Source organism: Paenarthrobacter sp. 22069 (genome assembly GCF_052046035.1).
Lineage (GTDB): Bacteria > Actinomycetota > Actinomycetes > Actinomycetales > Micrococcaceae > Arthrobacter.
In genome coordinates this window covers 1-21087 of record NZ_JBQEQF010000023.1, presented here as the reverse complement: position 1 = coordinate 21087, position 21087 = coordinate 1, and the positions used below count along the sequence as shown (strand labels likewise).

Below are 21087 nucleotides of genomic sequence, written 5' to 3'. Positions count from 1 at the left end.
TCAGCGGGTGCGCAGGGGCAGGGTGGGCATGCCGAGGGAGACACCCTTCGCTCCTGCCCCGGCGCCCGGGGCCGGTGCACCGCAGGAGTCGGCCTGGGACCTGTCCCAGGCGTCCCCTGCCCGGGACCGGCGCAGGCTGTAATCCTCCAGCGTGGGATCAGCCACGAGGTGGAATGCCGCGGCCTCAGTAATGGTGACGGTGACGAGGTCTCCGGGCCGGGGCGAGGCTGCGCCGTCGGGAACGGAGAAATGGACCAGCCGCTGGTCCTGTGAGCGCCCTGACAGCCGGTGGGTTTCCCCGGACTTCCGCCCCGGCTGGGCGGTGACCATGACCTCGAGCCGGCGGCCGAGCTGCTTGCGGTTCTCCTCGGCAGCGATCCTGTCCTGCAGGGCGGTGAGCCGCTCGAACCGCTCCTGGACCACGGCCTTGGGCAGCTGGTCCGGCAGGTCGGCGGCGGGCGTGCCCGGCCGCTTGGAGTACTGGAACGTGAAGGCGGTGGCAAAGCGCGACTGTTCCACCACGTCCAGCGTTGCCTGGAAGTCCTCCTCCGTCTCCCCCGGGAATCCAACGATGATGTCCGTGGAGATAGCCGCTTGCGGAATCTTTTCCCGCACCTTGTCCAGGATGCCCAGGAACTTCGTGGAGCGGTAGGAACGTTTCATGGCCCGCAGGATGCGGTCCGACCCCGACTGCAGCGGCATGTGGAGCTGTGGCATCACGTTCGGGGTCTCGGCCATGGCGTCAATGACGTCGTCAGTGAAAGCGGCCGGATGGGGGCTGGTGAAGCGCACGCGTTCGAGGCCCTCGATGTCTCCGCAGGCGCGCAGCAGCTTGGAGAAGGCCTCCCGGTCACCGAACTCGACGCCGTAGGAGTTGACGTTCTGCCCCAGGAGGGTCACTTCGATGGCGCCGTCATCCACCAGCGCCTGGATCTCGGCGAGGATGTCACCGGGCCGTCGGTCTTTTTCCTTGCCCCGCAGTGCCGGCACGATGCAGAAGGTGCAGGTGTTGTTGCAGCCGACAGAGATGGACACCCAGCCGGAGTAAACGGAGTCGCGTTTTGTGGGAAGTGTGGACGGGAACACGTCCAGGGATTCCAGGATTTCAAGCTGCGCTTCGTTGTTGTGGCGGGCGCGGTCCAGGAGTGCAGGCAGGGCCCCCACGTTGTGCGTGCCGAAGACGGCGTCAACCCAAGGCGCCTTCTTCAGGATCGTCTCGCGGTCCTTCTGGGCCAGGCACCCGCCCACGGCAATCTGCATGCCGGGGTTGGCCGCCTTCACGGGGGCCAGGATGCCCAAATTGCCGTAGAGCTTATTGTCGGCGTTTTCCCGGACAGCGCAGGTGTTGAACACCACCACGTCGGCGTGGTCGCCTTCCGCCGGGACGTAACCGGCGTCTTCGAGCATGCCGGCCATCCGCTCCGAGTCATGCACGTTCATCTGGCAGCCAAAGGTGCGCACCTGGTAGGTGCGGGGTTGGGCGGCTTCGGATTGCGGCACGGCCGCCGGATCAACGGAAGCGGTGGCGCCGGAGTGGGGGGAAGGAATGGTCAAACTCACCAGTTAAGGGTACCGGCTTTGGAACGCGGCGCTGTCGTGATCCCCGTGGGAATCCAGCACCTCGTTGACGATCCGGAACGCCTGGGATGGCTGATAACCCTTGCGTGCCAGCATGGACGCCAGCCGCCTGACAGATTTGTCCCGCTCTGCCTGGTCGGACAGGTCCGTGCCGGGCCGCAGCTTGCGCTCAACCAGCGTCCTGGCGGCGGCCTCCTCATCGGCGTCGGAGAGCTGCTCCAGGGCTGACGCAGCTGTCTCCTGGTCGATGCCCTTGTCCGCGAGTTCGCGGCGGAGGGCGCCTTTGGCCAGCTTGCGGGATTGTGAACGGCTCCTGACCCACATCTCCGCGAACTCGGCGTCGTCGATCAGGCGGACTTCCTGGAACTTGTCCAGGACAGCTTCGGCAACGTGCTCCGGGATATTTCGTTCGGCCAGCTTCCGGGCCAGCTGCAGCCTGCTCTTTGGCGAGGCCGTCAGCTGCCGGTAGACGATCGTCTGGGCAACGCTGAACGGATCCGGTTCGGCGTCGGCCGACTGCGGGTCCTCCGGCAAGGCGTCGGTGTCCGACAGCCCTCCGGAAGGGCTGTCGGACCGGCTACGGCGTGTACGCGATCCGGCCACGGGCTAGAACCCGTCGACGGCTTTCAGCTTGGGCGCGTCCTTAGACTCATCCTCGGCAGGCTTGACCCCAACGCCGAGCTTCTCCTTAATGAGGCGCTCCAGTTCGGCGGCGAGCTCCGGGTTATCGCGCAGGAACCGGCGCGAGTTCTCCATGCCCTGGCCCAGCTGGTCGCCATCATAGGTGAACCAGGAGCCGGACTTCTTGATGATGCCGTGCTCCACGCCCATGTCGATGATGCCGCCTTCGCGGGAGATGCCCTGGCCGTAGATGATGTCGAATTCGGCGACTTTGAACGGCGGAGCCATCTTGTTCTTGACGATTTTGGCCTTGGTCCGGTTGCCGACGGAATCGGCACCTTCCTTGAGGGTCTGGATCCGCCGGACGTCGATGCGCACGGAGGCGTAGAACTTCAAGGCCTTGCCACCAGTGGTGGTTTCGGGAGAGCCGAAGAAGACGCCGATCTTTTCACGCAACTGGTTGATGAAGATGGCGGTGGTCTTGGTCTGGCTCAGGCGGCCGGTGATCTTACGCAGGGCCTGGCTCATGAGTCGCGCCTGAAGGCCCACGTGGCTGTCCCCCATGTCGCCTTCGATTTCCGCGCGCGGCACCAGGGCGGCAACGGAGTCGATGACGACGATATCCAGCGAACCTGACCCCACCAGCATGTCCATGATCTCCAGGGCCTGCTCACCGGTGTCCGGCTGCGACACGAGGAGGGCGTCGGTGTCCACGCCCAGCTTGGCGGCGTAATCGGGGTCCAGGGCGTGTTCGGCGTCGATGAAGGCTGCGATGCCGCCGGCGCGCTGCGCGTTTGCCACGGCGTGCAGGGCAACCGTGGTCTTACCCGAGGATTCCGGACCGTAGATTTCGATGACGCGGCCACGCGGGAGCCCGCCAATGCCGAGGGCCACGTCCAGGGCGATGGAGCCCGTGGGGATGGTTTCGATCGGGGCACGGACTTCGTCGCCCAGGCGCATGACCGAGCCCTTGCCGAACTGCTTGTCAATCTGGGCAAGCGCTGCTTCCAGCGCTTTTGCACGATCCGGGGCTGCCGCCATGGTTGACACCTCTAATGCTTTCTCGATGGTGGCCTACGCGGCCGTTTTATTGGTCATCTCTGACGCTAAGGGGACCCACTGACATTCCGGCCGGAGGACGACGGTTATGTGGATAAACCCGATGGAAAAAGCATAGCCTTATCCGAACAGGTATTCGAAGAGTCGGGGTCCTGCGGCGTGTCAGCCTGCCCGGAGCGGGGCCCAGTCAGTCGCGGCGGGGAGCGATGTCGCGGCCGAGCCGCCGTCCGGCCGGCACGTCCTGGACGTCGCAGACAGCCAGCCAAACCTTCCGCGGCTCCACGCCTGCTGCCAGGGCCTGGTCGGCAGTTCGGCCGCCCACCCCGGCGAGGACGAGGGTGCTGCTCAGGACACGGGAATAGCCCGCGCCGAACTCGTCATCCATCAGACGCCAGTACTCGCTGATTCGCATCGGTAAATCCTCTCACGATTGCGGACCCTAGAATTGTTGCCATGAGCAACCCTCCGGATCTCCCGCCGCAGCCCGGCAGAGGCGATGATGCCGCCGACACGGCACTGCAGAATGTCGAACACCAGATCAGCCTTTTCTGGCGGCGGGCCAGGGCCATCTCGAACCAGCTCTCCCGGGAAGTGCACCCCGACATGGAGCCGGCCGCGTATGGACTGTTGACGGTCATCCGCAGGGAGGGGCCCATCCGCCTGACCGACCTCGCCATGAACATCGGTGTGGGCAAGCCGTCGGTGAGCCGGCAGATTGCGTTCCTGGAGAGCCTGGGACTGGTGTCCAAGGAAGCGGATCCGATGGACCGGCGGGCCCAGTCCATCCAGCTGACGCCGAAGGGCGAAGAGAAGATGCACCAGGTCCAGGACGCCCGGCGCCAGGTCTTCCAGGAACGCCTGCGGGAGTGGCCGGTGGAGGACCTCCAGGAACTTGCCCGTTACATGGCGATGCTGAACTCTACCTATGAGCGTGACGGGTTTCCCAGGGAAGCCACCGGAGAATCCGCCAATTAGGAGGATTAGGGCCCAACGGAGTATTCGGAGGCAGCAGAAAAGCCCCCGGCCTGGCCGGGGGCTTCCTGTTGCCGTTCGCCCCACCTGCGGTGGGGCTTGCGTTTACCGGGCGCCGGAGAGAAGGCCCGTGGAGAGTTCGTCGTTCAGTTCGTTGTTGAGGTCGCGTTCCAGGTCACGGCCGTAACGCTGGGAGAATTCCTGCGGAACGGTGTCCGGAACGGCCACGCCCTCCGCGACCGCCACGCGGTCGCTGACCTCGCGGAGCATGCTTGACAACGGAACATCCAGCGCCGAGCAGATCGAGGACAGAAGTTCTGACGATGCTTCCTTCTGGCCACGCTCCACTTCGCTGAGGTATCCCAGGGAGACACGGGCACTGTGCGAAACTTCGCGGAGCGTACGCCCCTGACGCTGGCGGACATCGCGCAGGACATCACCAATTTCGTGACGAAGTACTACCATCTTGCGCTCCTTCTGTTCGCTCTTAGCCTGTTCGGCGAGGCCCACATCCTTCCAGCGGACAACGCCGTTTACGGATACGGGCTGCTTTACCATCTGTATCGCCTTGCTCCCTCATTGGTCAGGTCCGCCGCGGGGCGGACCGTCGTGGTCATTTCATCCTAGGCGCCTCCGCTCTCCGGAAGCGACACAATGTAATAACTAATCGGTACCGGCTTTTGTTCCCGGAAACTTTACGCGCGGTAACTTGGGCCCGGAGGGGTCAGGCAGACAAGGCTTCCAGCAGCCTTTCCAGGGCCGCGGCGCAGGCAGCTCCCCTGATGTCCGGCCGGCTGCCGGTGAACGAATATTCAAAACCGGCGGTCCCGGCGGCCGTGGCAACCCCGATGTAAACCCGCCCCACCGGTTTGCCGTCGTGTGCGTCGGGGCCGGCCACTCCCGTGGTGGAAAGCCCGACGTCGGCGCCCAGGACAGTGCGCGCCCCTGCGGCCATGGCGCGGGCGACGTCGGGGTCGACGGAGCCGGCACGGGCCAGCAGGTCACCGGGGACGTGCAGCACGGTTTCCTTGACGGAGTTCTGGTAGGCCACGACACCGCCCTGAAGCATGCCGGAGGCGCCGGGCGTGTCGGCCAGGACCGCAGACACCATGCCCGCCGTCAGCGATTCCGCGGTGGCAACCGTCTGCCCCGACTCGACGGCCTGGCGGACGGCCTGTGCAGCCAGATGGTGGAGGTTGGTCATCCCTGCTCCTGCCCTTCCACGGTTGGTGCTGCCTGGCGCTTCCCCTTCGCACGCAGGCGCAGGGCTTCAACCACGTATTCCACCCCGGTCCAGAGCGTGATGGCGACGGCAGCCATCATGACCGCGAACGCGACCCAGGTCATCCACGGCGCGAAGCCGCCGAAGGGCAGCAGATACAGGAAGATCGCCGCGGTCTGCACAACCGTCTTGAGCTTGCCGCCGCGGGAGGCGGGAATCACACCGTAGCGGATCACGAAGAAGCGCAGGGCCGTGATGCCCCATTCCCGGACCAGGATCACGAGGGTGGCCCACCACGGGAGCTCGCCCAGCAGGGACAGCATCACCAGCGCGGAGCCGATGAGAAGCTTGTCGGCGATGGGGTCGGCGATCTTGCCGAAGTCGGTGACGAGGTTGCGGCTCCTGGCGATGTCGCCGTCGAGCTTGTCTGTGTAGATGGCGACGGAGAACGCCGCCACCGCCGCCCAGCGCCACGGACCGGAGGTACTGTGCAGCCCGGGCGCATCCGCGACGAGGAACCACACGAAGAACGGGACCAGCACAATGCGGATCATGGTCAGGACATTGGGAAGGTTCCAGACCCCGGCTCGGCCTTGGCCGGCGGCGGTTGCATCGGTGCTAGTCACGTTCCTAGGCTACCGGCCTAGCGTCCCGTGAGGGACCATGCGTCTTCGGAGCCGTCGTCGTCATCGCCGTAGCCGCCGGGAGCGGAATCCGAACCGTCGTAGTATTCGACGTTCTGCTTCCGCTTGTCCAGGTCGGCGGCAACCAAGTCCTCGGCGTAACCGCCCTGCGCGATGTTCGCGTTGGCGTTGTCGCTGAGCGCGGCGGTCTGGGAGTCAGGCGCCGCGGGGGCCTCCTGCCCCTTCATGGCGGCGAGGACGGCGGCGAGGTCGTCCGGCTTCACCAGCACATCACGGGCCTTGGAGCCCTCGGAGGGGCCCACCACGCCGCGCGACTCGAGCAGGTCCATAAGCCGGCCGGCCTTGGCGAACCCGACCCGGAGCTTGCGCTGGAGCATCGAGGTGGAACCGAACTGCGTGGTGACCACCAGTTCGGTGGCCTGCAGCAGCACCTCGAGGTCGTCCCCAATGTCGTCGTCGATCTGCTTCTTTTCCGCTTCGGGCGCGACGTCGTCACGGTAGACAGCCTGCAGCTGTCCCTTGACGTGCTCGACGACCTTGTGGATTTCGGATTCCGTGACCCAGGCTCCCTGGACACGCATGGCCTTGGACGCACCCATGGGCAGGAAGAGCGCGTCACCCTGGCCAATCAGCTTCTCCGCGCCGGGCTGGTCCAGGACCACCCGGGAGTCGGTCACGGAGGACGTGGCGAAGGCCATGCGGGAGGGAACGTTGGCCTTGATCAGGCCGGTGACCACGTCCACGGAGGGGCGCTGGGTGGCAAGCACCAGGTGGATTCCGGCAGCACGTGCGAGCTGGGTGATGCGGACAATCGAGTCTTCGACGTCGCGCGGCGCCACCATCATGAGGTCGGCAAGCTCGTCCACGATCACCAGCAGGTAGGGGTACGGGCGGATGACGCGCTTGGAATCCACCGGCGGATGGACCTTGCCGGCGCGGACGGCCTTGTTGAAGTCGTCGATGTGCTTGAAGCCGTAGTTGGCGAGGTCGTCGTACCGGGCGTCCATTTCCCGCACCACCCACTGCAGCGCTTCTGCGGCCTTCTTGGGGTTGGTGATGATGGGCGTGATCAGGTGCGGGACGCCCTCGTAGGCGGTCAGCTCCACGCGTTTGGGGTCCACCATGACCATCCGGACCTCGTCCGGAGTGGCGCGCATCAGGATGGAGGTGATCATCGAGTTCACGAAGGATGACTTACCGGCGCCCGTGGCACCGGCCACCAGCAGGTGCGGCATCTTGGCCAGGTTGGCCACCACGTAGCCACCCTCCACGTCCTTGCCCACGCCCATAACCATGGGGTGGTCGGTGCGGCGGGCGTTCTGGCTGCGGAGGACGTCCCCCAGGGAGACGGTTTCGCGGTCCGTGTTGGGGATCTCGATGCCGATGGCGGACTTGCCCGGGATGGGGCTCAGGATGCGGACATCGCTGGAAGCAACGGCGTAGGAGATGTTCTTGGACAGGGCCGTGACGCGCTCCACCTTGGTGCCGGGCGAGAGTTCGATCTCGTAGCGGGTGACGGTGGGGCCGCGGCTGAAGCCGGTGACGGTGGCGTCGACGTTGAATTGCGTCAGGGTGTCGGTCAGGGCGGCGACGACGGCGTCGTTGGCCTCGGTGCGCTCCTTGGGGATGGAGCCCGGCGTGAGGAAGTCCGAGGCCGGGAGGGTGTACGTGACGTCGCCGGCGAGGGAAAGCTGCTCCGTCCGCTGCGGGATGGGGGCGGGCGGCGGTGCCGGGGCCACCGGGTTGGAAGGAACGGTGGGCGCGGGGGCCGCCTTGGCGGGTGCATTGGCACTTGGGATCACCAACGGAATGGCCTCGGTGGCGTTCTCGGCGGGAGCCGCCGCGGAACTTCCGCCCAGGCCCTGGGCAGCCTTAATCTTTTCGACGGCGATCTCGGCCTGGGTGGGCCGGCGCACGCCGGGGGCGGGGCGGTCGGGTTCCGGCTCGTCGTCGTCAATGACGGCGTGTTCGAAGGCTTCGTCGCCCACGTAGCCGTCCAGGCCTGCCTCGGTCTCCTCGTCCTTGCCAAAGAGCCTGCGCTTCTTCTTTTTCCTTGGCGCAGCCGGCGGGGTCCGCTCCAGGTAGCTGCGGTCATGGCCGTCGCTGGCCTGGTCCTGCTCAATCAGGTCGATGCCCATGAGGTGTTCGTAGGCTCCGCGGAGGCGCCGCGGGATGGCCGTGAACGGGGTGGCCGTGATGATCAGCACCGACACGAACGCGAGCAGGGCGTAGAGCGCCACAGGCACGGCGGGATGGATGGCTGCAAGCGGCGTTGCGGCGAGGAAGCCGAGCATACCGCCGGCCTTCCGGAGGCCGTCGAAGCCGTCGGCAACGGTGGGCTGCCCGCCGAGGACGTGGGCAAGCCCGCAGCCGGCGAAGGTCATGATCAGGAAGCCGATGCCTACCCGGTTGTTGCCGCGGCCATCGGAGGGCTGCCGGAACAGCCGGAAGGCGCACACGAAGAGCATCAGCGGCAGGAGCAGGGAGATCCAGCCGAAGGTTCCGTTCACCACGGCATAGACGGCGTCGGGCAGCCAGCCCGTCAGGCCCCACCAGGCGAAGGTGGCAATGAAGATTCCCAGGGCCAGGTTGAAGAGGGCGGCGCCGTCGCGGCGGTCCTCGGAAGGAAGGTCACTGACGTCGTGTCCGATGCGGCGGATTCCCCCGCCCACCAGGTGGCCAATTCCCAGCCACGCCCCGCCCGCGACGCGCAGCAGCCACGGCTGGTGGTGTTCGACGGCGGGAAGCTGGCGGGTGCGTGCGGTGCTGGATGACCCGCCACGCGCTGGTTTGCTGGCGGTGGAGCCGGTTCCGCGGCCTGTGGAGGCTCCGGATCTGCTGCCGGAGCTCCCCCTGCCGGTACCTTTGGGCGCGGAAGTAGTACGTGTGGCCATAGTAGCCACGCTACCGGAAGCAGGCTGTGATTCCGGGGATATCGGGCTTCCTCCGCCAGCTCGGCGGGATGCGCGAAGGGCCCGGTTCCGAAGAACCGGGCCCCCTGGCCGGAAACCGGCGGCGACGCTTGTGGTGGTCGGGCTTCTCAGGCCTCGAGCACCACCGGGATGATCATGGGCTTGCGGCGCAGCTTGCGGTTGACCCAGGTGCCCACGACCCGGCGCACCACCTGCTGGAGCTGGTGGCTCGTGTGGTCGGCATGGTTCTGGACAGCCTCTTCCAGCGCCGCGTTGATCTTGGGGATGATGTCGTCGAAGACGGAGTCATCCTCGGCCACGCCGCGGGCGTGGATCTCCGGCCCGGAGACCACCTTGCCGGTGGCGCGGTGGATCACCGTGATGATCGAGATGAAGCCCTCATCGCCCAGGATGCGGCGGTCCTTGAGGTCGGCGTCGGTGATTTCGCCCACACTGGAGCCGTCGACGTAGACGAAGCCCACCTCCACCTGGCCCACAATGTCCGCCTGGTGGTCGCGGAGGTCGATGACCGTGCCGTTGTCCGCGAGGATGACGCTGGCCTCCGGAACCCCGGACTCGATGGCGATCTTGCCGTTGGCGATCAGGTGCCGGGTTTCGCCGTGCACGGGCATCGCGTTGAGCGGCTCGAGGATGTTGTAGCAGTAGAGCAGTTCACCGGCCGCAGCGTGGCCGGACACGTGCACCTTGGCGTTGCCCTTGTGGATCACGTCGGCGCCCAGCTTGAGGAGGCCATTGATGATCCGGAACACGGCGTTCTCGTTGCCGGGGATGAGGCTGGAGGCGAGGATGACCGTGTCGCCGTCGCCCACCACCACGCGGTGGTCGCCGTTGGCCATCCTGGACAGGGCGGCCATTGGCTCGCCCTGGGAACCGGTGGACATGAGCACCACGCGGTTGTCGGGGAGGTTGTCGATGTTCTTGATGTCGACGATCAGCCCGGCGGGAACATCCAGGTAGCCGAGCTTTTCCGCGATGGCCATGTTGCGGACCATGGAGCGGCCCACGAAGGCCACCTTGCGGTTGTGCTTGGCCGCTGCGTCAAGGACCTGCTGCACGCGGTGCACGTGCGAGGAGAAGGACGCCACGATGATGCGCTTGGTGGCCTGGCCGAAAAGCCGCTCCAGCGTGGGGCCGATTTCCTTCTCGGCAGTGGTGAAGCCGGGGACGTCCGCGTTGGTCGAGTCGGACATGAACAGGTCCACGCCCTCTTCGCCCAGCTTGGCAAAGTGCCGCAGGTCGGTGATGCGGCCGTCCAGGGGCAGCTGGTCCATCTTGAAGTCGCCGGTATGCAGGACGGTGCCGCCCGCGGTGCGGAGGAACACGGCAAGGGCGTCAGGGATGGAGTGGTTGACGGCCACGAACTCGCATTCGAACGGTCCGAACTTCTCCACCTGGCCTTCCTCGACCGTCAGGGTGTAGGGGCGGATGCGGTGCTCCTGCAGCTTTGCCTCGATCAGGGCAAGGGTCAGCTGCGAACCCACCAGGGGGATGTCGCTGCGCCGCTTCAACAGGTACGGCACGGCGCCGATGTGGTCCTCGTGGCCGTGGGTGAGGATCACGGCCACGACGTCGTCCAGCCGGTCCTCGATGTAGGAGAAGTCCGGCAGGATCAGGTCAACGCCGGGCTGCGTTTCCTCGGGGAAGAGGACGCCGCAGTCCACGATCAGCAGCTTGCCGTCGATTTCGAACACGGCCATGTTCCGGCCGATCTCCCCCAGCCCGCCGAGCGGGACGATCCGCAGTGTGCCCTGGGGCAGACGCGGAGGGGTAACAAGGCCGGTAAGGGCAGTTTGGGTCATAGTGCACTTCTTTCCAGGCGGAAGGGTGCCGGTCTTAGCCTCAGGAGAAGACCAGCCCCGCTTCCGCCAAATCCCCGCGGATGATTTCGATCTCGGTTTCGTCCGGCTCCACGAGGGGCAAACGGACAATCGAGTTGGGCAGGACTCCCTGCCATTTAAGAATCTGTTTGGCCGCGACGGCGCCCTGGACGCGGGTCATGGTGGCGCGGACTACGGGCTGCAGCTCGAAGTTGATCTTGCGGGCAGTCCCAAGGTCGTTGGCGTTGACGGCGTCGATGAGTTCGCGGAAGCGGCGGGTGGCTACATGGGTGGTGACGCCAACCAGGCCGACGGCGCCCAGTGCCATCCAGGGAAGAGTCAGTCCGTCGTCGCCCGAATAGAAGAGGAGGTCTGTTTCCGCCATGACGCGGGTGGCGGCCGTAAGGTCGGCCTTGGCGTCCTTGACGGCGACGATGTTGGGGTGCTGGGCGAGCCGGATCATGGTGTCCGGTTCGATGGGGATAGAGGACCGGCCGGGGATGTCGTACAGCATGACGGGTACGTCAACGGCGGAGGCGATGGTCTCGAAGTGGGCGCGTACCCCGGTCTGGCTGGGCTTGTTGTAGTAGGGGGTAACGAGCAGGAGGCCGTCGACGCCGAGGGCTGCTGCCTGCTGGGAGAGGTGGACCGAGTGCGCGGTGTCATTGGTGCCGGTGCCGGCAATGATTGCCGCGCGGCCGCCCACGGCGTCCTTGACGGCGCGGAACATCCCGAGGTTTTCTTCGTCCGTCAGCGTGGAGGTTTCACCGGTGGTTCCGGTAACTACCAGGCCATCGCAGCCGTCGTCGACCAGCTTGCTGGCCAGCGCTGCCGCCTGGTCGTAATCCACGGCGCCGTCCTTGGTGAACGGCGTGACCATGGCGGTCAGGAGTGTACCGAGGGCAGGGATGTGCGCGGAAGAGTCAGCCATGGAAAAAACGTTACCCTGTCCCCGGCTGGTTAGGACAATGCCACGGGCGTGACGAACGTCAAATAGGGTCCTGTCGCGACCGGGGCGCGGTTGTTCCGGCATGGCAATAGCGCCCGACGGCGGCCTGCCGGAGGTCCTCAGCCCAGGACGCGAGCCGCTGCGCGGCGCGTACGTAGTGGAACAACTCCGTGGGTGTAAGCGCTTCCATGTCCGTTTCCGCGAGCCGCCGGGCAAGCTCCGCCCCTTCCGGCTGGGCGGCCAGGCTGACGCCTTCCTGCTCCCACTGCACGTCCTCGGCCGGTTTGCCCGCGACAAGCTGGCGGAACAGATAATCCACCACTCCCGGGCTCATTGCCCTCAGCAGCCCGCTGCCGGCGCCGGGGTCAACCGGCAGGCGGCCCTGCTCCTGTGCGCCCCCCGTTGATGACATGTCCATGCGACAGATACTATTCGAACATATATTCGAATACAAGATCCCTGTGACAGGAGCGCCCCCACCTGCATGTGAGACGATCTGGTCATGACGTCCCGCACCCCGGCCACCCGGTCCCGGAAAGCTCCCGGACGGCAGCAGGCGGGCCGCCTCCGGGGGATCGACGCGGCCCGGGGCCTGGCATTGCTCGGCATGATGGCCACCCACCTGTTGCCGACGTTCGAACAGAATGCCAGCCTTACGCCCACGTGGATCGGCCTCACGTTCTCCGGACGGGCCGCCGCGCTCTTCGCTGTGCTCGCGGGCGTGGGACTCGCCCTCTCAACGGGGAAGGACAGGCCGCTGGAGGGCGCCGAACTTTCCGCGGCCCGGCGCGGTGTTACCCTGCGCGCGCTGGTGATTGCCGCCGTCGGACTTACCCTGGGCGGCCTGGACGTGAACGTGGCCATCATCCTGGTGCACTACGCAGTCCTGTTCCTGTGCGTCCTGCCCTTCCTGGGGCTGGGAGTGAAGCGGCTTTGTGCCTGGGCAGCCGGCTGGATCCTGGCGTCCCCGGTCATGGCCTACCTGCTCCGGCCCTGGCTCCTCGCACCCGAACCACCACTCAAACTGGGCCACAACCCCACCTGGGAAGACCTGGGGACGCCTTCGCGGCTGCTCGGGGATCTGTTCCTCACGGGCTACTACCCGGTGCTGCAGTGGCTGTCCTACCTGCTGGTGGGACTCGCGATCGGCCGCCTCGTCCTCACCAAGGCACTGATCCCCGTCCTGCTGCTGGTGGGCGGAACCATGGTTGCCATTGCGGCCAAGGCCGTCGGCACAACAGCCATCTGGGATTGGGGTGGCCTGGCAGCGCTGGAAGAAGCCATCAACTCACCCGGGTACCCGCTGGGCAGCGTGCTGCAGGTGAACCTGGCCGGACTTCCGCAGGAAGGTTCCTGGTGGTGGCTGGCGTCGGCTGCGCCGCATTCAGGGACCACGCTTGACCTCTTGCACACCTCAGCGGTGGCGGCCGCCGTCATCGGTGCCTTCCTGCTGCTGGGCCGCCTGGCCGAGTGGGTGGACCTGGACCTGCTGCTGCCGCTGCGCGGGGCGGGCGCCATGACGTTGACCCTCTACACCGTGCACGTCTGGGTGGTTTCCGGCTTCTACCTCAAGCCGCTGCCCGCGGGCTGGACCGAGGATGGAATGTACTTTGCCCATGCCGCCGTCGCCGTCCTCGTGGGCATGCTGTTCGCCGTACTGAGGTGGCGCGGCCCGCTGGAATGGATGGGCCACGCGGCGACCCTGGTGGGCCGGGGCGGCGTCAAAGCCCTGCAGTGACCGGACCAAATACTCACCGGCTGACGGTTACGGGGTGGCTGCTAGTTCACCATCCAATATGCTTCTGGACCACGGCCACGGCAAGGACTGTGCCAACCTCATGCTTTCCCCCAAAGAAGCTAAAGACTGTTTACTAATTAAACGTAGCGTGGACGGCGAAGCACTGCGATGGGCAGACGTACCCATCGCAGTGAAGCTGTGCTCCGCACAGCCAGTAGTAGCCCGTGCTAGGGCGCGGCGGTGAAGAGCCGGACGGCGTCGCGCATTGATGCGCGGGCCCGTTTGCGGTCCCCGGCGGCGTCGTAGGCGCAGCTGAGCCGGAACCAGGAGCGCCAGTCGCCGGGAGCGGCTTCAGCCTCGGCGCGGTATTTTTCGAACTCGGCATCCGCGGCGGCGCGGACGATCCGGCCACCGGGCGTACGGGGCAGCTCATCGACGGGAAGTCCGCCTTCTGCCTCCAGGACCTTGGCCATCTGCTCCGTCCGGGCGCCGAACATGAGTTCGCGGATCAGGGCCCATGCGCCGACGATTGGCAGCACCAGGTAGGCGGCGCCGATGGCCTTGGCGGTGAGGTTGCTGTCCGCCAGCAGCAGGAGGGACCGCTGGAAGGACACCACCAGGTAGAAGACCAGCAGCAGCGTCACCGCTCCCACCCAAATCTTGGTGCGGTTCTTCCGGAAGCCGGCGGCAAACCCGTTCACTGCCTAGAACCCCAGGTCCAGGTAGCCATCCAGGCCCACGGTCAGGCCGGGGTGCGCCGCGACGTTGCGGACGCCCAGGAGGACGCCGGGCATGAAGGAGGCCCGGTCGAAGGAATCGTGCCGGAGGGTCAGCTGTTCACCCGGGCCGCCGAGGAGTACTTCCTGGTGGGCCACGAGCCCGCGGAGACGGACACTGTGCACGCGGACGCCGTCAACCTCGCACCCGCGCGCCCCGGGGCATTCGCTGGTGGTGGCGTCAGGGCTCGGCGGCAGCTCCGCCGCTGCCCGTTCCGCCGCAATGAGCTGCGCCGTTCGCACTGCGGTGCCGGAGGGGGCGTCCACCTTGTCCGGATGGTGCAGCTCGATGATTTCCACCGACTCGAAGTACCTGGCCGCCTTTGCGGCGAAGGCCGATGCGAGCACCGAACCCAGCGCAAAGTTGGGCGCGATGAGGACACCTGTTTCCGGGTGCCCGGCCAGGAGGGATTCCAGCGCGGAGACCCGCGCCGCATCCCAGCCGGTGGTGCCCACGACGGCGTGGATGCCGTGTTCGACGGCGAAGCGGACATTCGCTTCGGTGCTTTCGGGAACGGTCAGGTCCACCAGGTACTGGGCGCCTGCGGTGGTCAGCTGCTCCAGTGAATCACCCCGTCCCAGGGCTGCGACGAGCTTCATGTCGGGCGCGGCGTCGATGGCCTTGACGGCTTCGGCGCCCATGCGTCCATTGGCGCCGAGGACGGCCACCAGCTTGGGAACGGAGTGTTGTTCGGTCATGGCGTTAACCCTACCGGCGGGACCGGTGGGTGCAGGAACCGGCCGGCGTGCGTTACCTCGCATTCGGCCTCCTGACCTGCCGGAGGGGTGAATCCGAGGATCCACCCGCGTGTGTCCGGTGCAGCGTCAGCTGCCCGCACCCACCCATTCCACGGTGCCGTCCGAGAAGAACTGTTCCTTCCAGATGGGCACCTGCTCCTTGATCCGGTCCACCAGTTCGGAGCAGACGGCGAACGCCTGCCCGCGGTGCGCAGCGGACACGGCGCACACAAGCGCCGGGTCGCCGATCTCCAGCATGCCGATGCGGTGGGCGGCCCAGATACGGACGGGCTGGCCACTGCCTCCGGAAGCCTCCCCGGCTGCCTGTTCCGCCGCAGCGTTCTGCTCGGCAACCAGGCGGGCGACGACGTCGGACATCACTTGGTGCGCCGTGGGGTGCGCACTGTAGCTGAGTCGCTCCACGGACTTGCCGCCGTCGTGGTTCCGGACGACGCCGCTGAAGCTGACCACCGCGCCGGCCGTTTCGCTGTCCACTGCGGCAATCGCCTGGTCAACGGAGATCGGGTCCGCGCTCAGCACGGCCCTTACTATTTCGAATGCTGCTTCAGTGCCCATGTCCGCCTTCCAGCTGGTCGCAGAGGTGCCCGATCACGGGATCCAGGACACTCAGTCCGTCCATGACGCCCTTTGGTGATCCGGGCAGGTTCACAATAAACGTTTTCCCCGCGGCGCCCGCGTGTCCACGGCTCAGGGCAGCCAACGGGGTCTTCTCGGCGCCGGCCCGCCGTATGGCCTCCATGATGCCCGGGATTTCCCGGTCCAGCAGGGGCAGGGTGACGTCCGGCGTACGGTCGTCCGGGCTGAGCCCGGTGCCGCCGCTGGTGATAACGACGGCGGGATGCTGGGTCAGGAGCGCCCGGATGGCAGCCCCGACGGGCTCGCCGTCAGGGACCACCATGGCGGGGAAGACGTCGAAGCCGTGCTCGGTGAGCCAGTCGGTGATGATCGGGCCGGTTTCGTCGTCGTAGATGCCGGCGGCAGCACGGGTGGAGGCGATAACGACACCGGCCCTGCGACCCTGCACGTCGCCGTGCCGGTGCGGCTCGGCTGCGCCGAAGATGGAGGTCACAGTGCCCAGTCCCCGCTCTTGCCGCCGCTCTTGGCCAGGACCTTGATGTCCGTCAGGACGGCGTGCTTGTCCACTGCTTTGATCATGTCGTAGACGCTGAGGGCGGCCACGGATGCAGAGGTCAGGGCCTCCATCTCCACGCCGGTGACCCCGCGGGTCTTGACGGTGGAGGTAATAGTGACTGTTTCGGCGCCCAGTTCGAAGTCCACTGTGACCTTGGACAGCGGCAGCGGGTGGCACAGCGGCACCAGGTCCGGCGTTTTCTTGGCAGCCATGATGCCGGCCACGCGGGCAACCGCCAGGGCGTCGCCCTTCGGGAGGCCGCCGGTGCCCAGCAGTTCCATCACCTCTGCGGTGGTCCGCACGGTGGCGGTGGCCGTGGCCTCGCGGGTGGTCTCGGTCTTGGCGGAGACGTCCACCATCTGGGCGCTGCCGTCCTGGCGCAGGTGCGTCAGGGCTGGGGTCTGTTCTGCGTTCACAGCATCCATACTTCCACCTCGTCACCGGCGGCGAGTTCCGTTACGCCGGCCGGGACGTGGACCAGGACGTTGGAACCTGCCAGGGCGTGCATCAGGTGCGAACTTTCGCCGCCCTCAAGCCGCACCGTCCCGTCCGGCTGCAGGCTGCCGCGCCGCACCTGGTGTTTGGGCGCGGGGGACGTGAGGGGCTGGGCCAGGCGGGCCCGCAGCGGCAGCCTGGCTGCCGGTGCCCCCAACAACGCTGAGAGGGCGGGGCGGAGGAACATTTCGAAGGACACCAGGCAACTGACCGGATTGCCGGGAAACCCCAGGAAGGGGACGCCGTCGAACGTTCCTATCCCTTGGGGACCGCCCGGCTGCATGGCCACGTGCAGGAACTCGACGGGCTGTTCAGCCATTGCCTGGCGCACCACCTCGTAGGCGCCCTTGCTGACCCCGCCGGTGGTGACGATGAGGTCGGCACCCTGGCTCCGCGCCCGCAGCAGTGCAGTCAGCTCAGCCGGGTTGTCAGTGGAGATACCGGAACGCCGGACGGTAACACCCGCCTGCTTCAGGGCCGCCTCGAGCAGTGTTCCGTTGGAGTCATAGATTTTGCCCGGCGGAAGAGGCCGGCCCGGTTCAACCACCTCATCCCCGGTGGTGACGAGCAGGACTGTCACGGCCCGGTACACAGGCACCTCTGGAATACCCAGGGCGGCGAGCAGCCCGAGCTGGGCCGGCCCCAGGCACGTTCCGGCGGCAAGGGCCTCCTCCCCGGCTGCGATATCGCTTCCGGCGGCCCTCACGTACGTTCCCTGGGCGGTGGCCGGCAATGTTACTGTCCGTCCGTCCCCGGATGCCAGGAAGTAATCCGGGACAGCCCTTTCAATGGGTACGACGGCGTCAGCCCCCGCCGGGATCATGGCCCCCGTCATGATGGGCGCCGCTGTTCCGGGCTCCAGCGGTTGCGGGCTTGCCCCGGCGGGAACCGGGGGCATGGTGCGCAGCTGCGCCCCGCCGTCGGCAATATCACCGGAACGGACGGCATAGCCGTCCATCTGGGAGTTCGGAAAAGGGGGAAGGCTGAGCGGCGCGTCGACATCCGACGCGAGGCCGCGGCCGAGTGCCTTGCCGAGCGGAAGGGTTTCGACGCGGTCCCCCGCGGCGACGCCGTTGAGGAGGTCCCGGACGGCGGCGGCGTGTTCTGCAACGGACCGCGCCCCGTGGTGCACCTGGTGCCTGGTCTGGCCATGCGGAACGGAACGGGTCATGGGTACGCCTTTGGTTGCGGCTGTCAGGATTTCACGTCCACTCTAACCGTGTGGAATCCCGTAGCCCCGTCCGGCGCCGGTGGCCGTGCCGTTTCTTCCTGTGGCCGGCCCGTGAGGTCGGTGGCGCGAACCTGGACCTCATACTGTCCGGGGGTGAGGTCCATCGCCAGCTTCCACTGGTACCAGGTGTCGAGGGAGATTCCGGCGGCCAGGTCGGCTTCCTGCCACGGTCCCTGGTTGATCCTCAGTTCCACCTTCCGGATGCCGGTGTGCTGGGCCCAGGCCACTCCCCCGAAGACAACCGTTCCTGCGGTGACCGGCCGGCCACTGCGGGGCACGTCGATGCGGGATGACATTTTGATGGGACCGCGCTCGGACCAGCCGCGCGGGGTCCAGTAGCCAGTGTCGTCGGCGAACCGGGTGACCTTCAGTTCCGTGACCCATTTGGTGGCCGACACATACCCGTACAGGCCAGGGACCACCAGCCGTACCGGGAACCCGTGCTCCAGCGGCAGGGGCTCCCCATTCATGCCCACGGCGAGCAGCGCGTCCCTGGAGTCGGTGAGGACCTCGAGTGGCGTCCCTGCGGTCCAGCCGTCGGCACTGCGGGAGAGCACCATGTCGGCGCCCGGCTGGGGAACGGCCTGGGCCAGCAGTTCACGGACCGGCCAGCCCAGCCAGCGTGCGTTGCCGATCAGATCGCCGCCCACACCGTTGGAGACACAGGCAATGGTGATGTGCCGCTCGGTCAGCGGCTTGGCCAGGAGGTCGGCAAAGGAGAGCTGCACCTCGCGGCCGACCATCCCTGTAACCTTCAGGATCCAAGTGTCGGGGTTGACCGCCGGGACGGACAGCGCCGTATCGATCCGGTAGAAGTCCCGGTTGGGCGTAACCAGCGGCGTTGCACCGGCCACCCCCGATTCCGCGGCGGCCGGGATGGGCGGGGCGGGTGAGGCGGGACCGGGAAGGGAGATACGGGCGCGGGCTTCGCTGGCCGCGATGGCGGCGCCGCGCCAGATTCCAGCGAGCACGCCTCCCACGGCTGAAATCGCTGCGGTGACGGCAAGGGATTGGAAGAAGCTGCGGCGGGATGGGCCAGAGGCGGTGCCTGCGTCTGTTTCCCCGCGCCAAGCGTGGAGTTTCCGGATCAGGAACCGCAGGAGGATGCCGGCAAGCACGGCGGCCAGCACCGGAAGTGCCAGGGCAGTGGGTGTCACCTGGGCGCGGGTCAGGACGGCCGCAGCTCCTGCCACCCCGAAAATACCCACCACGGCAATACCGGCGAACTTCCGGCGGTCTTCCAGGACGCCGGCAAAGGCGGCGAGCACGGCAATGGCGAGGGCCATGCCGGTAAGGAGGGCGGCTTTGTCGGCCGTCCCGAAAAGTGAGATGGCCCAGTCTTTGACGCCGGGCGGGACCGCGTCGATGACAGCGCCGCCCACGGCCGTCAGGGGTGACAGCGACGGGCTCAGGAAACTGGCCAGGAGTTCCCCCGCCACCAAGCCGCCGCCGACAGCCACAACACCGGCAGCAGCGCCGAGGAACCTGCGCCGTCCATCCCTGTCCTGCCGCGTGTCCCTTCGCGGCGAATCCGGCCTGTTAGGCAGAAGCTTCCCGGTCCTGCCGCCAGGGCTTGCCGCCTGCCGGCGTTCACCTGGGATAGTGCCCGCACCTGGGTGCGCGCCGCCGTTGGACACCTGCCGTGGAAGGCCGGTGCCGCCGTCGTCCATCAGGCGTCCGGGCCGGGGACTCTTCACACCTCCAGCATAGGTTTGTCGGCGCCAAAGGGCGCCGGATCTGAGGCAACTCCCGGCAGGTTGGCAGCGGGCGAAGTCATGAGCCTGTTGCCTCATGTCAATACCTCCGCGAAGGGGCATACGTTGCCTCATTGGAAAACCTCCGGTTGGGTCGGCGGTTCCAGTCCTCGTTGACTGGCGGTTTGATGGGCGCTGGCTGCTTGGCGGTGGCGAGGGTTCCGAGTTGCCCGGTGAGGGCCAGGATCTGCCGGGACAGGGCCGCGGGTCTGACTTTCCGGTACTCGGCGTTCATGCGGGTTGCCGCCTTCCTTTCGGTGTGAGGATCGGCGGCCGCGCGGCGGTGGGGGGTCGCCGGCGCGTCATGGATCTTTGTCACCGTGGCCCCGTGGCGGGTCTTGGATACGAGCTTCTGCTGGGGAAGCAGGTAGTTGGTGAAGGTACGGTCCAGCTCCCAGATTTGGTTCAGCAGCGCAAGTTCCGCGGCGGTGTCGTAGCGCAGGTAGCCCACCAGCTCACGGACCCTCGACCAGTTTTTCTGCTCGACGTGGGCCCCGTCGTTCTTGTTATACGGACGTGAGCGGGTGAAAGTGATCCGTTGTTCCTGGCAGAAGTCGAAAAGATCGTTGTTGATGAACTCTCCTCCGTTGTCCGAATCGATGCCGATCACCGGGAACGGGAAGGCAGAGATGGCTTGCTGGAGGGCAGCGAAGACATGCCTCTGGGCCTTGTTGGGCACGGACCTGTTCACCGTCCATCCAGTGGCGATGTCCGTGACGGTGAGCGTGAAGCAGTACTGTCCGGAACTGTTCGAGCCCTCATGGCCGACCAGATCGATCTCCACAAAGCCGGGCACGGCGTCATCCCACTGAGCCCACGTGCGGATCGGAATCTGGGACTTGAGCAGCGATCCGGGTTTGGTGTGGGACCGGCCCCGCGGCAGCAGCTTGGCCCGTTCCCCGGCCAGGCGCCTGTCGATCGTGGCTGCGCTCATCCGCCCGAGCAGCTGCGCCTGGGCGTCCGTGATGTCCAGGGCCTTCTCGTCGCGCAGCATCGGGACGAGTTCTGGCATCACCGCCGCCAGCAGCCTTCCGGCAGGAGCGCGCAGCACCGCCCAGCAGAACACCAGAGCAGGCTGCAGATCCGCCCCGTATACCGGTGCCCGGCCGGGCCTGACCGGCCTGGGCCGCGGAGGGTCCAAAGCATGCCGAAGCACCGCCCGGGCATGATCCCGGTGCCAGCCGGTCAACTCCACGACCTCGTCCAGGATTCTTCCCTTCCGGACCCTGTCCCCGGCCCGATAGGACCTGGCCAGCTGCTTCGTCACGGCCTTGCGCTCAGCCATCGTCAATCCCATCCACCCGGCCTAGCCTCCATCCGCCCACCCCGGCAACCGCCAACCCAAGCGGAGGATTATTAATGAGGCAACGTATCCCCCTTCGCGGAGGTTATTTACGAGTCAACGCG

The 21087-nt window shown here is 66.8% G+C and carries 21 protein-coding genes; 2 read left to right on the top strand and 19 right to left on the bottom strand.

Features of this window, described 5'->3' with window-relative positions:
• The 4 genes from miaB to ACTJK0_RS17415 form a co-directional block, all read right to left on the bottom strand.
• Complete coding sequence (gene miaB, locus ACTJK0_RS17430) at nucleotides 1-1560, bottom strand: tRNA (N6-isopentenyl adenosine(37)-C2)-methylthiotransferase MiaB (protein WP_440746046.1); 1560 nt, start codon at nucleotides 1558-1560, stop codon at nucleotides 1-3.
• Nucleotides 1561-1563: 3 nt separating this feature from the next.
• Nucleotides 1564-2112, bottom strand: a complete 549-nt coding sequence (locus ACTJK0_RS17425; RefSeq protein WP_110544842.1) for a regulatory protein RecX — start codon at nucleotides 2110-2112, stop codon at nucleotides 1564-1566.
• Between the two features lie 72 nt (nucleotides 2113-2184).
• The gene (gene recA, locus ACTJK0_RS17420; protein ID WP_110544923.1) at nucleotides 2185-3240 is read right to left on the bottom strand and encodes a recombinase RecA; all 1056 of its coding nucleotides are present in this window, start codon (nucleotides 3238-3240) and stop codon (nucleotides 2185-2187) included.
• 205 nt (nucleotides 3241-3445) lie between these two features.
• A complete protein-coding gene (locus tag ACTJK0_RS17415; RefSeq protein WP_110544841.1) occupies nucleotides 3446-3670 on the bottom strand; it encodes a DUF3046 domain-containing protein in 225 nt (74 codons plus the stop codon).
• A 41-nt stretch (nucleotides 3671-3711) separates the two neighbouring features.
• On the opposite strand from ACTJK0_RS17415, the gene ACTJK0_RS17410 reads away from it, so the two are divergent.
• Entirely contained in the window at nucleotides 3712-4233 is a 522-nt protein-coding gene (locus tag ACTJK0_RS17410; protein ID WP_440746045.1) for a MarR family winged helix-turn-helix transcriptional regulator, read from the top strand.
• A gap of 102 nt (nucleotides 4234-4335) precedes the next feature.
• Here the strand turns inward: ACTJK0_RS17410 and ACTJK0_RS17405 are convergent, their stop codons facing one another.
• The 7 genes from ACTJK0_RS17405 to ACTJK0_RS17375 all read right to left on the bottom strand — a co-directional run bounded on the left by ACTJK0_RS17405 (nucleotide 4336) and on the right by ACTJK0_RS17375 (nucleotide 12213).
• Nucleotides 4336-4788 carry a helix-turn-helix domain-containing protein gene (locus ACTJK0_RS17405; RefSeq protein WP_110544837.1) on the bottom strand — a complete coding sequence of 151 codons (453 nt, stop codon included), beginning with the start codon at nucleotides 4786-4788 and terminating at the stop codon, nucleotides 4336-4338.
• Nucleotides 4789-4954: 166 nt separating this feature from the next.
• Nucleotides 4955-5434 carry a CinA family protein gene (locus tag ACTJK0_RS17400; RefSeq protein WP_440746044.1) on the bottom strand — a complete coding sequence of 160 codons (480 nt, stop codon included), beginning with the start codon at nucleotides 5432-5434 and terminating at the stop codon, nucleotides 4955-4957.
• A complete protein-coding gene (pgsA, locus tag ACTJK0_RS17395) occupies nucleotides 5431-6078 on the bottom strand; it encodes a CDP-diacylglycerol--glycerol-3-phosphate 3-phosphatidyltransferase (RefSeq protein ID WP_440746043.1) in 648 nt (215 codons plus the stop codon). Before pgsA ends, ACTJK0_RS17400 begins: the two co-directional genes overlap by 4 nt.
• A gap of 17 nt (nucleotides 6079-6095) precedes the next feature.
• The gene (locus ACTJK0_RS17390) at nucleotides 6096-8990 is read right to left on the bottom strand and encodes a DNA translocase FtsK (protein ID WP_440746042.1); all 2895 of its coding nucleotides are present in this window, start codon (nucleotides 8988-8990) and stop codon (nucleotides 6096-6098) included.
• A gap of 146 nt (nucleotides 8991-9136) precedes the next feature.
• Nucleotides 9137-10828 (bottom strand): ribonuclease J, encoded by a 1692-nt coding sequence (locus ACTJK0_RS17385; protein WP_110544831.1) that lies wholly within the window; start codon nucleotides 10826-10828, stop codon nucleotides 9137-9139.
• A 40-nt stretch (nucleotides 10829-10868) separates the two neighbouring features.
• On the bottom strand, nucleotides 10869-11777 hold the full coding sequence (dapA, locus tag ACTJK0_RS17380; RefSeq protein ID WP_440746041.1) for a 4-hydroxy-tetrahydrodipicolinate synthase: 909 nt from the start codon (nucleotides 11775-11777) through the stop codon (nucleotides 10869-10871).
• A 58-nt stretch (nucleotides 11778-11835) separates the two neighbouring features.
• Entirely contained in the window at nucleotides 11836-12213 is a 378-nt protein-coding gene (locus ACTJK0_RS17375; RefSeq protein ID WP_440746040.1) for a hypothetical protein, read from the bottom strand.
• Between the two features lie 84 nt (nucleotides 12214-12297).
• Here ACTJK0_RS17375 and ACTJK0_RS17370 point away from each other — a divergent pair, with 84 nt between their 5' ends.
• Nucleotides 12298-13533, top strand: coding sequence for a heparan-alpha-glucosaminide N-acetyltransferase domain-containing protein (locus tag ACTJK0_RS17370; RefSeq protein WP_440746039.1), 1236 nt, complete (start codon nucleotides 12298-12300; stop codon nucleotides 13531-13533).
• Nucleotides 13534-13760: 227 nt separating this feature from the next.
• On the opposite strand, the gene ACTJK0_RS17365 is transcribed toward ACTJK0_RS17370, so the two are convergent.
• The 8 genes from ACTJK0_RS17365 to ACTJK0_RS17330 form a co-directional block, all read right to left on the bottom strand.
• The gene (locus ACTJK0_RS17365; protein WP_110544822.1) at nucleotides 13761-14234 is read right to left on the bottom strand and encodes a hypothetical protein; all 474 of its coding nucleotides are present in this window, start codon (nucleotides 14232-14234) and stop codon (nucleotides 13761-13763) included.
• 3 nt (nucleotides 14235-14237) lie between these two features.
• A complete protein-coding gene (dapB, locus tag ACTJK0_RS17360; RefSeq protein ID WP_440746038.1) occupies nucleotides 14238-15008 on the bottom strand; it encodes a 4-hydroxy-tetrahydrodipicolinate reductase in 771 nt (256 codons plus the stop codon).
• A gap of 126 nt (nucleotides 15009-15134) precedes the next feature.
• Nucleotides 15135-15623 (bottom strand): molybdenum cofactor biosynthesis protein MoaE, encoded by a 489-nt coding sequence (locus tag ACTJK0_RS17355; RefSeq protein WP_440746037.1) that lies wholly within the window; start codon nucleotides 15621-15623, stop codon nucleotides 15135-15137.
• On the bottom strand, nucleotides 15613-16137 hold the full coding sequence (locus tag ACTJK0_RS17350) for a MogA/MoaB family molybdenum cofactor biosynthesis protein (protein WP_110544817.1): 525 nt from the start codon (nucleotides 16135-16137) through the stop codon (nucleotides 15613-15615). Before ACTJK0_RS17350 ends, ACTJK0_RS17355 begins: the two co-directional genes overlap by 11 nt.
• A complete protein-coding gene (gene moaC / locus ACTJK0_RS17345) occupies nucleotides 16134-16625 on the bottom strand; it encodes a cyclic pyranopterin monophosphate synthase MoaC (RefSeq protein WP_440746036.1) in 492 nt (163 codons plus the stop codon). Before moaC ends, ACTJK0_RS17350 begins: the two co-directional genes overlap by 4 nt.
• Nucleotides 16613-17866, bottom strand: a complete 1254-nt coding sequence (locus ACTJK0_RS17340; RefSeq protein WP_440746035.1) for a molybdopterin molybdotransferase MoeA — start codon at nucleotides 17864-17866, stop codon at nucleotides 16613-16615. The genes moaC and ACTJK0_RS17340 overlap by 13 nt, the downstream gene beginning before the upstream one ends.
• Before the next feature lie 23 nt (nucleotides 17867-17889).
• On the bottom strand, nucleotides 17890-19623 hold the full coding sequence (locus ACTJK0_RS17335) for a molybdopterin-dependent oxidoreductase (protein WP_440746034.1): 1734 nt from the start codon (nucleotides 19621-19623) through the stop codon (nucleotides 17890-17892).
• A gap of 97 nt (nucleotides 19624-19720) precedes the next feature.
• Nucleotides 19721-20965, bottom strand: a complete 1245-nt coding sequence (locus tag ACTJK0_RS17330) for an integrase catalytic domain-containing protein (protein WP_440744316.1) — start codon at nucleotides 20963-20965, stop codon at nucleotides 19721-19723.
• Nucleotides 20966-21087: the final 122 nt, after the last annotated feature.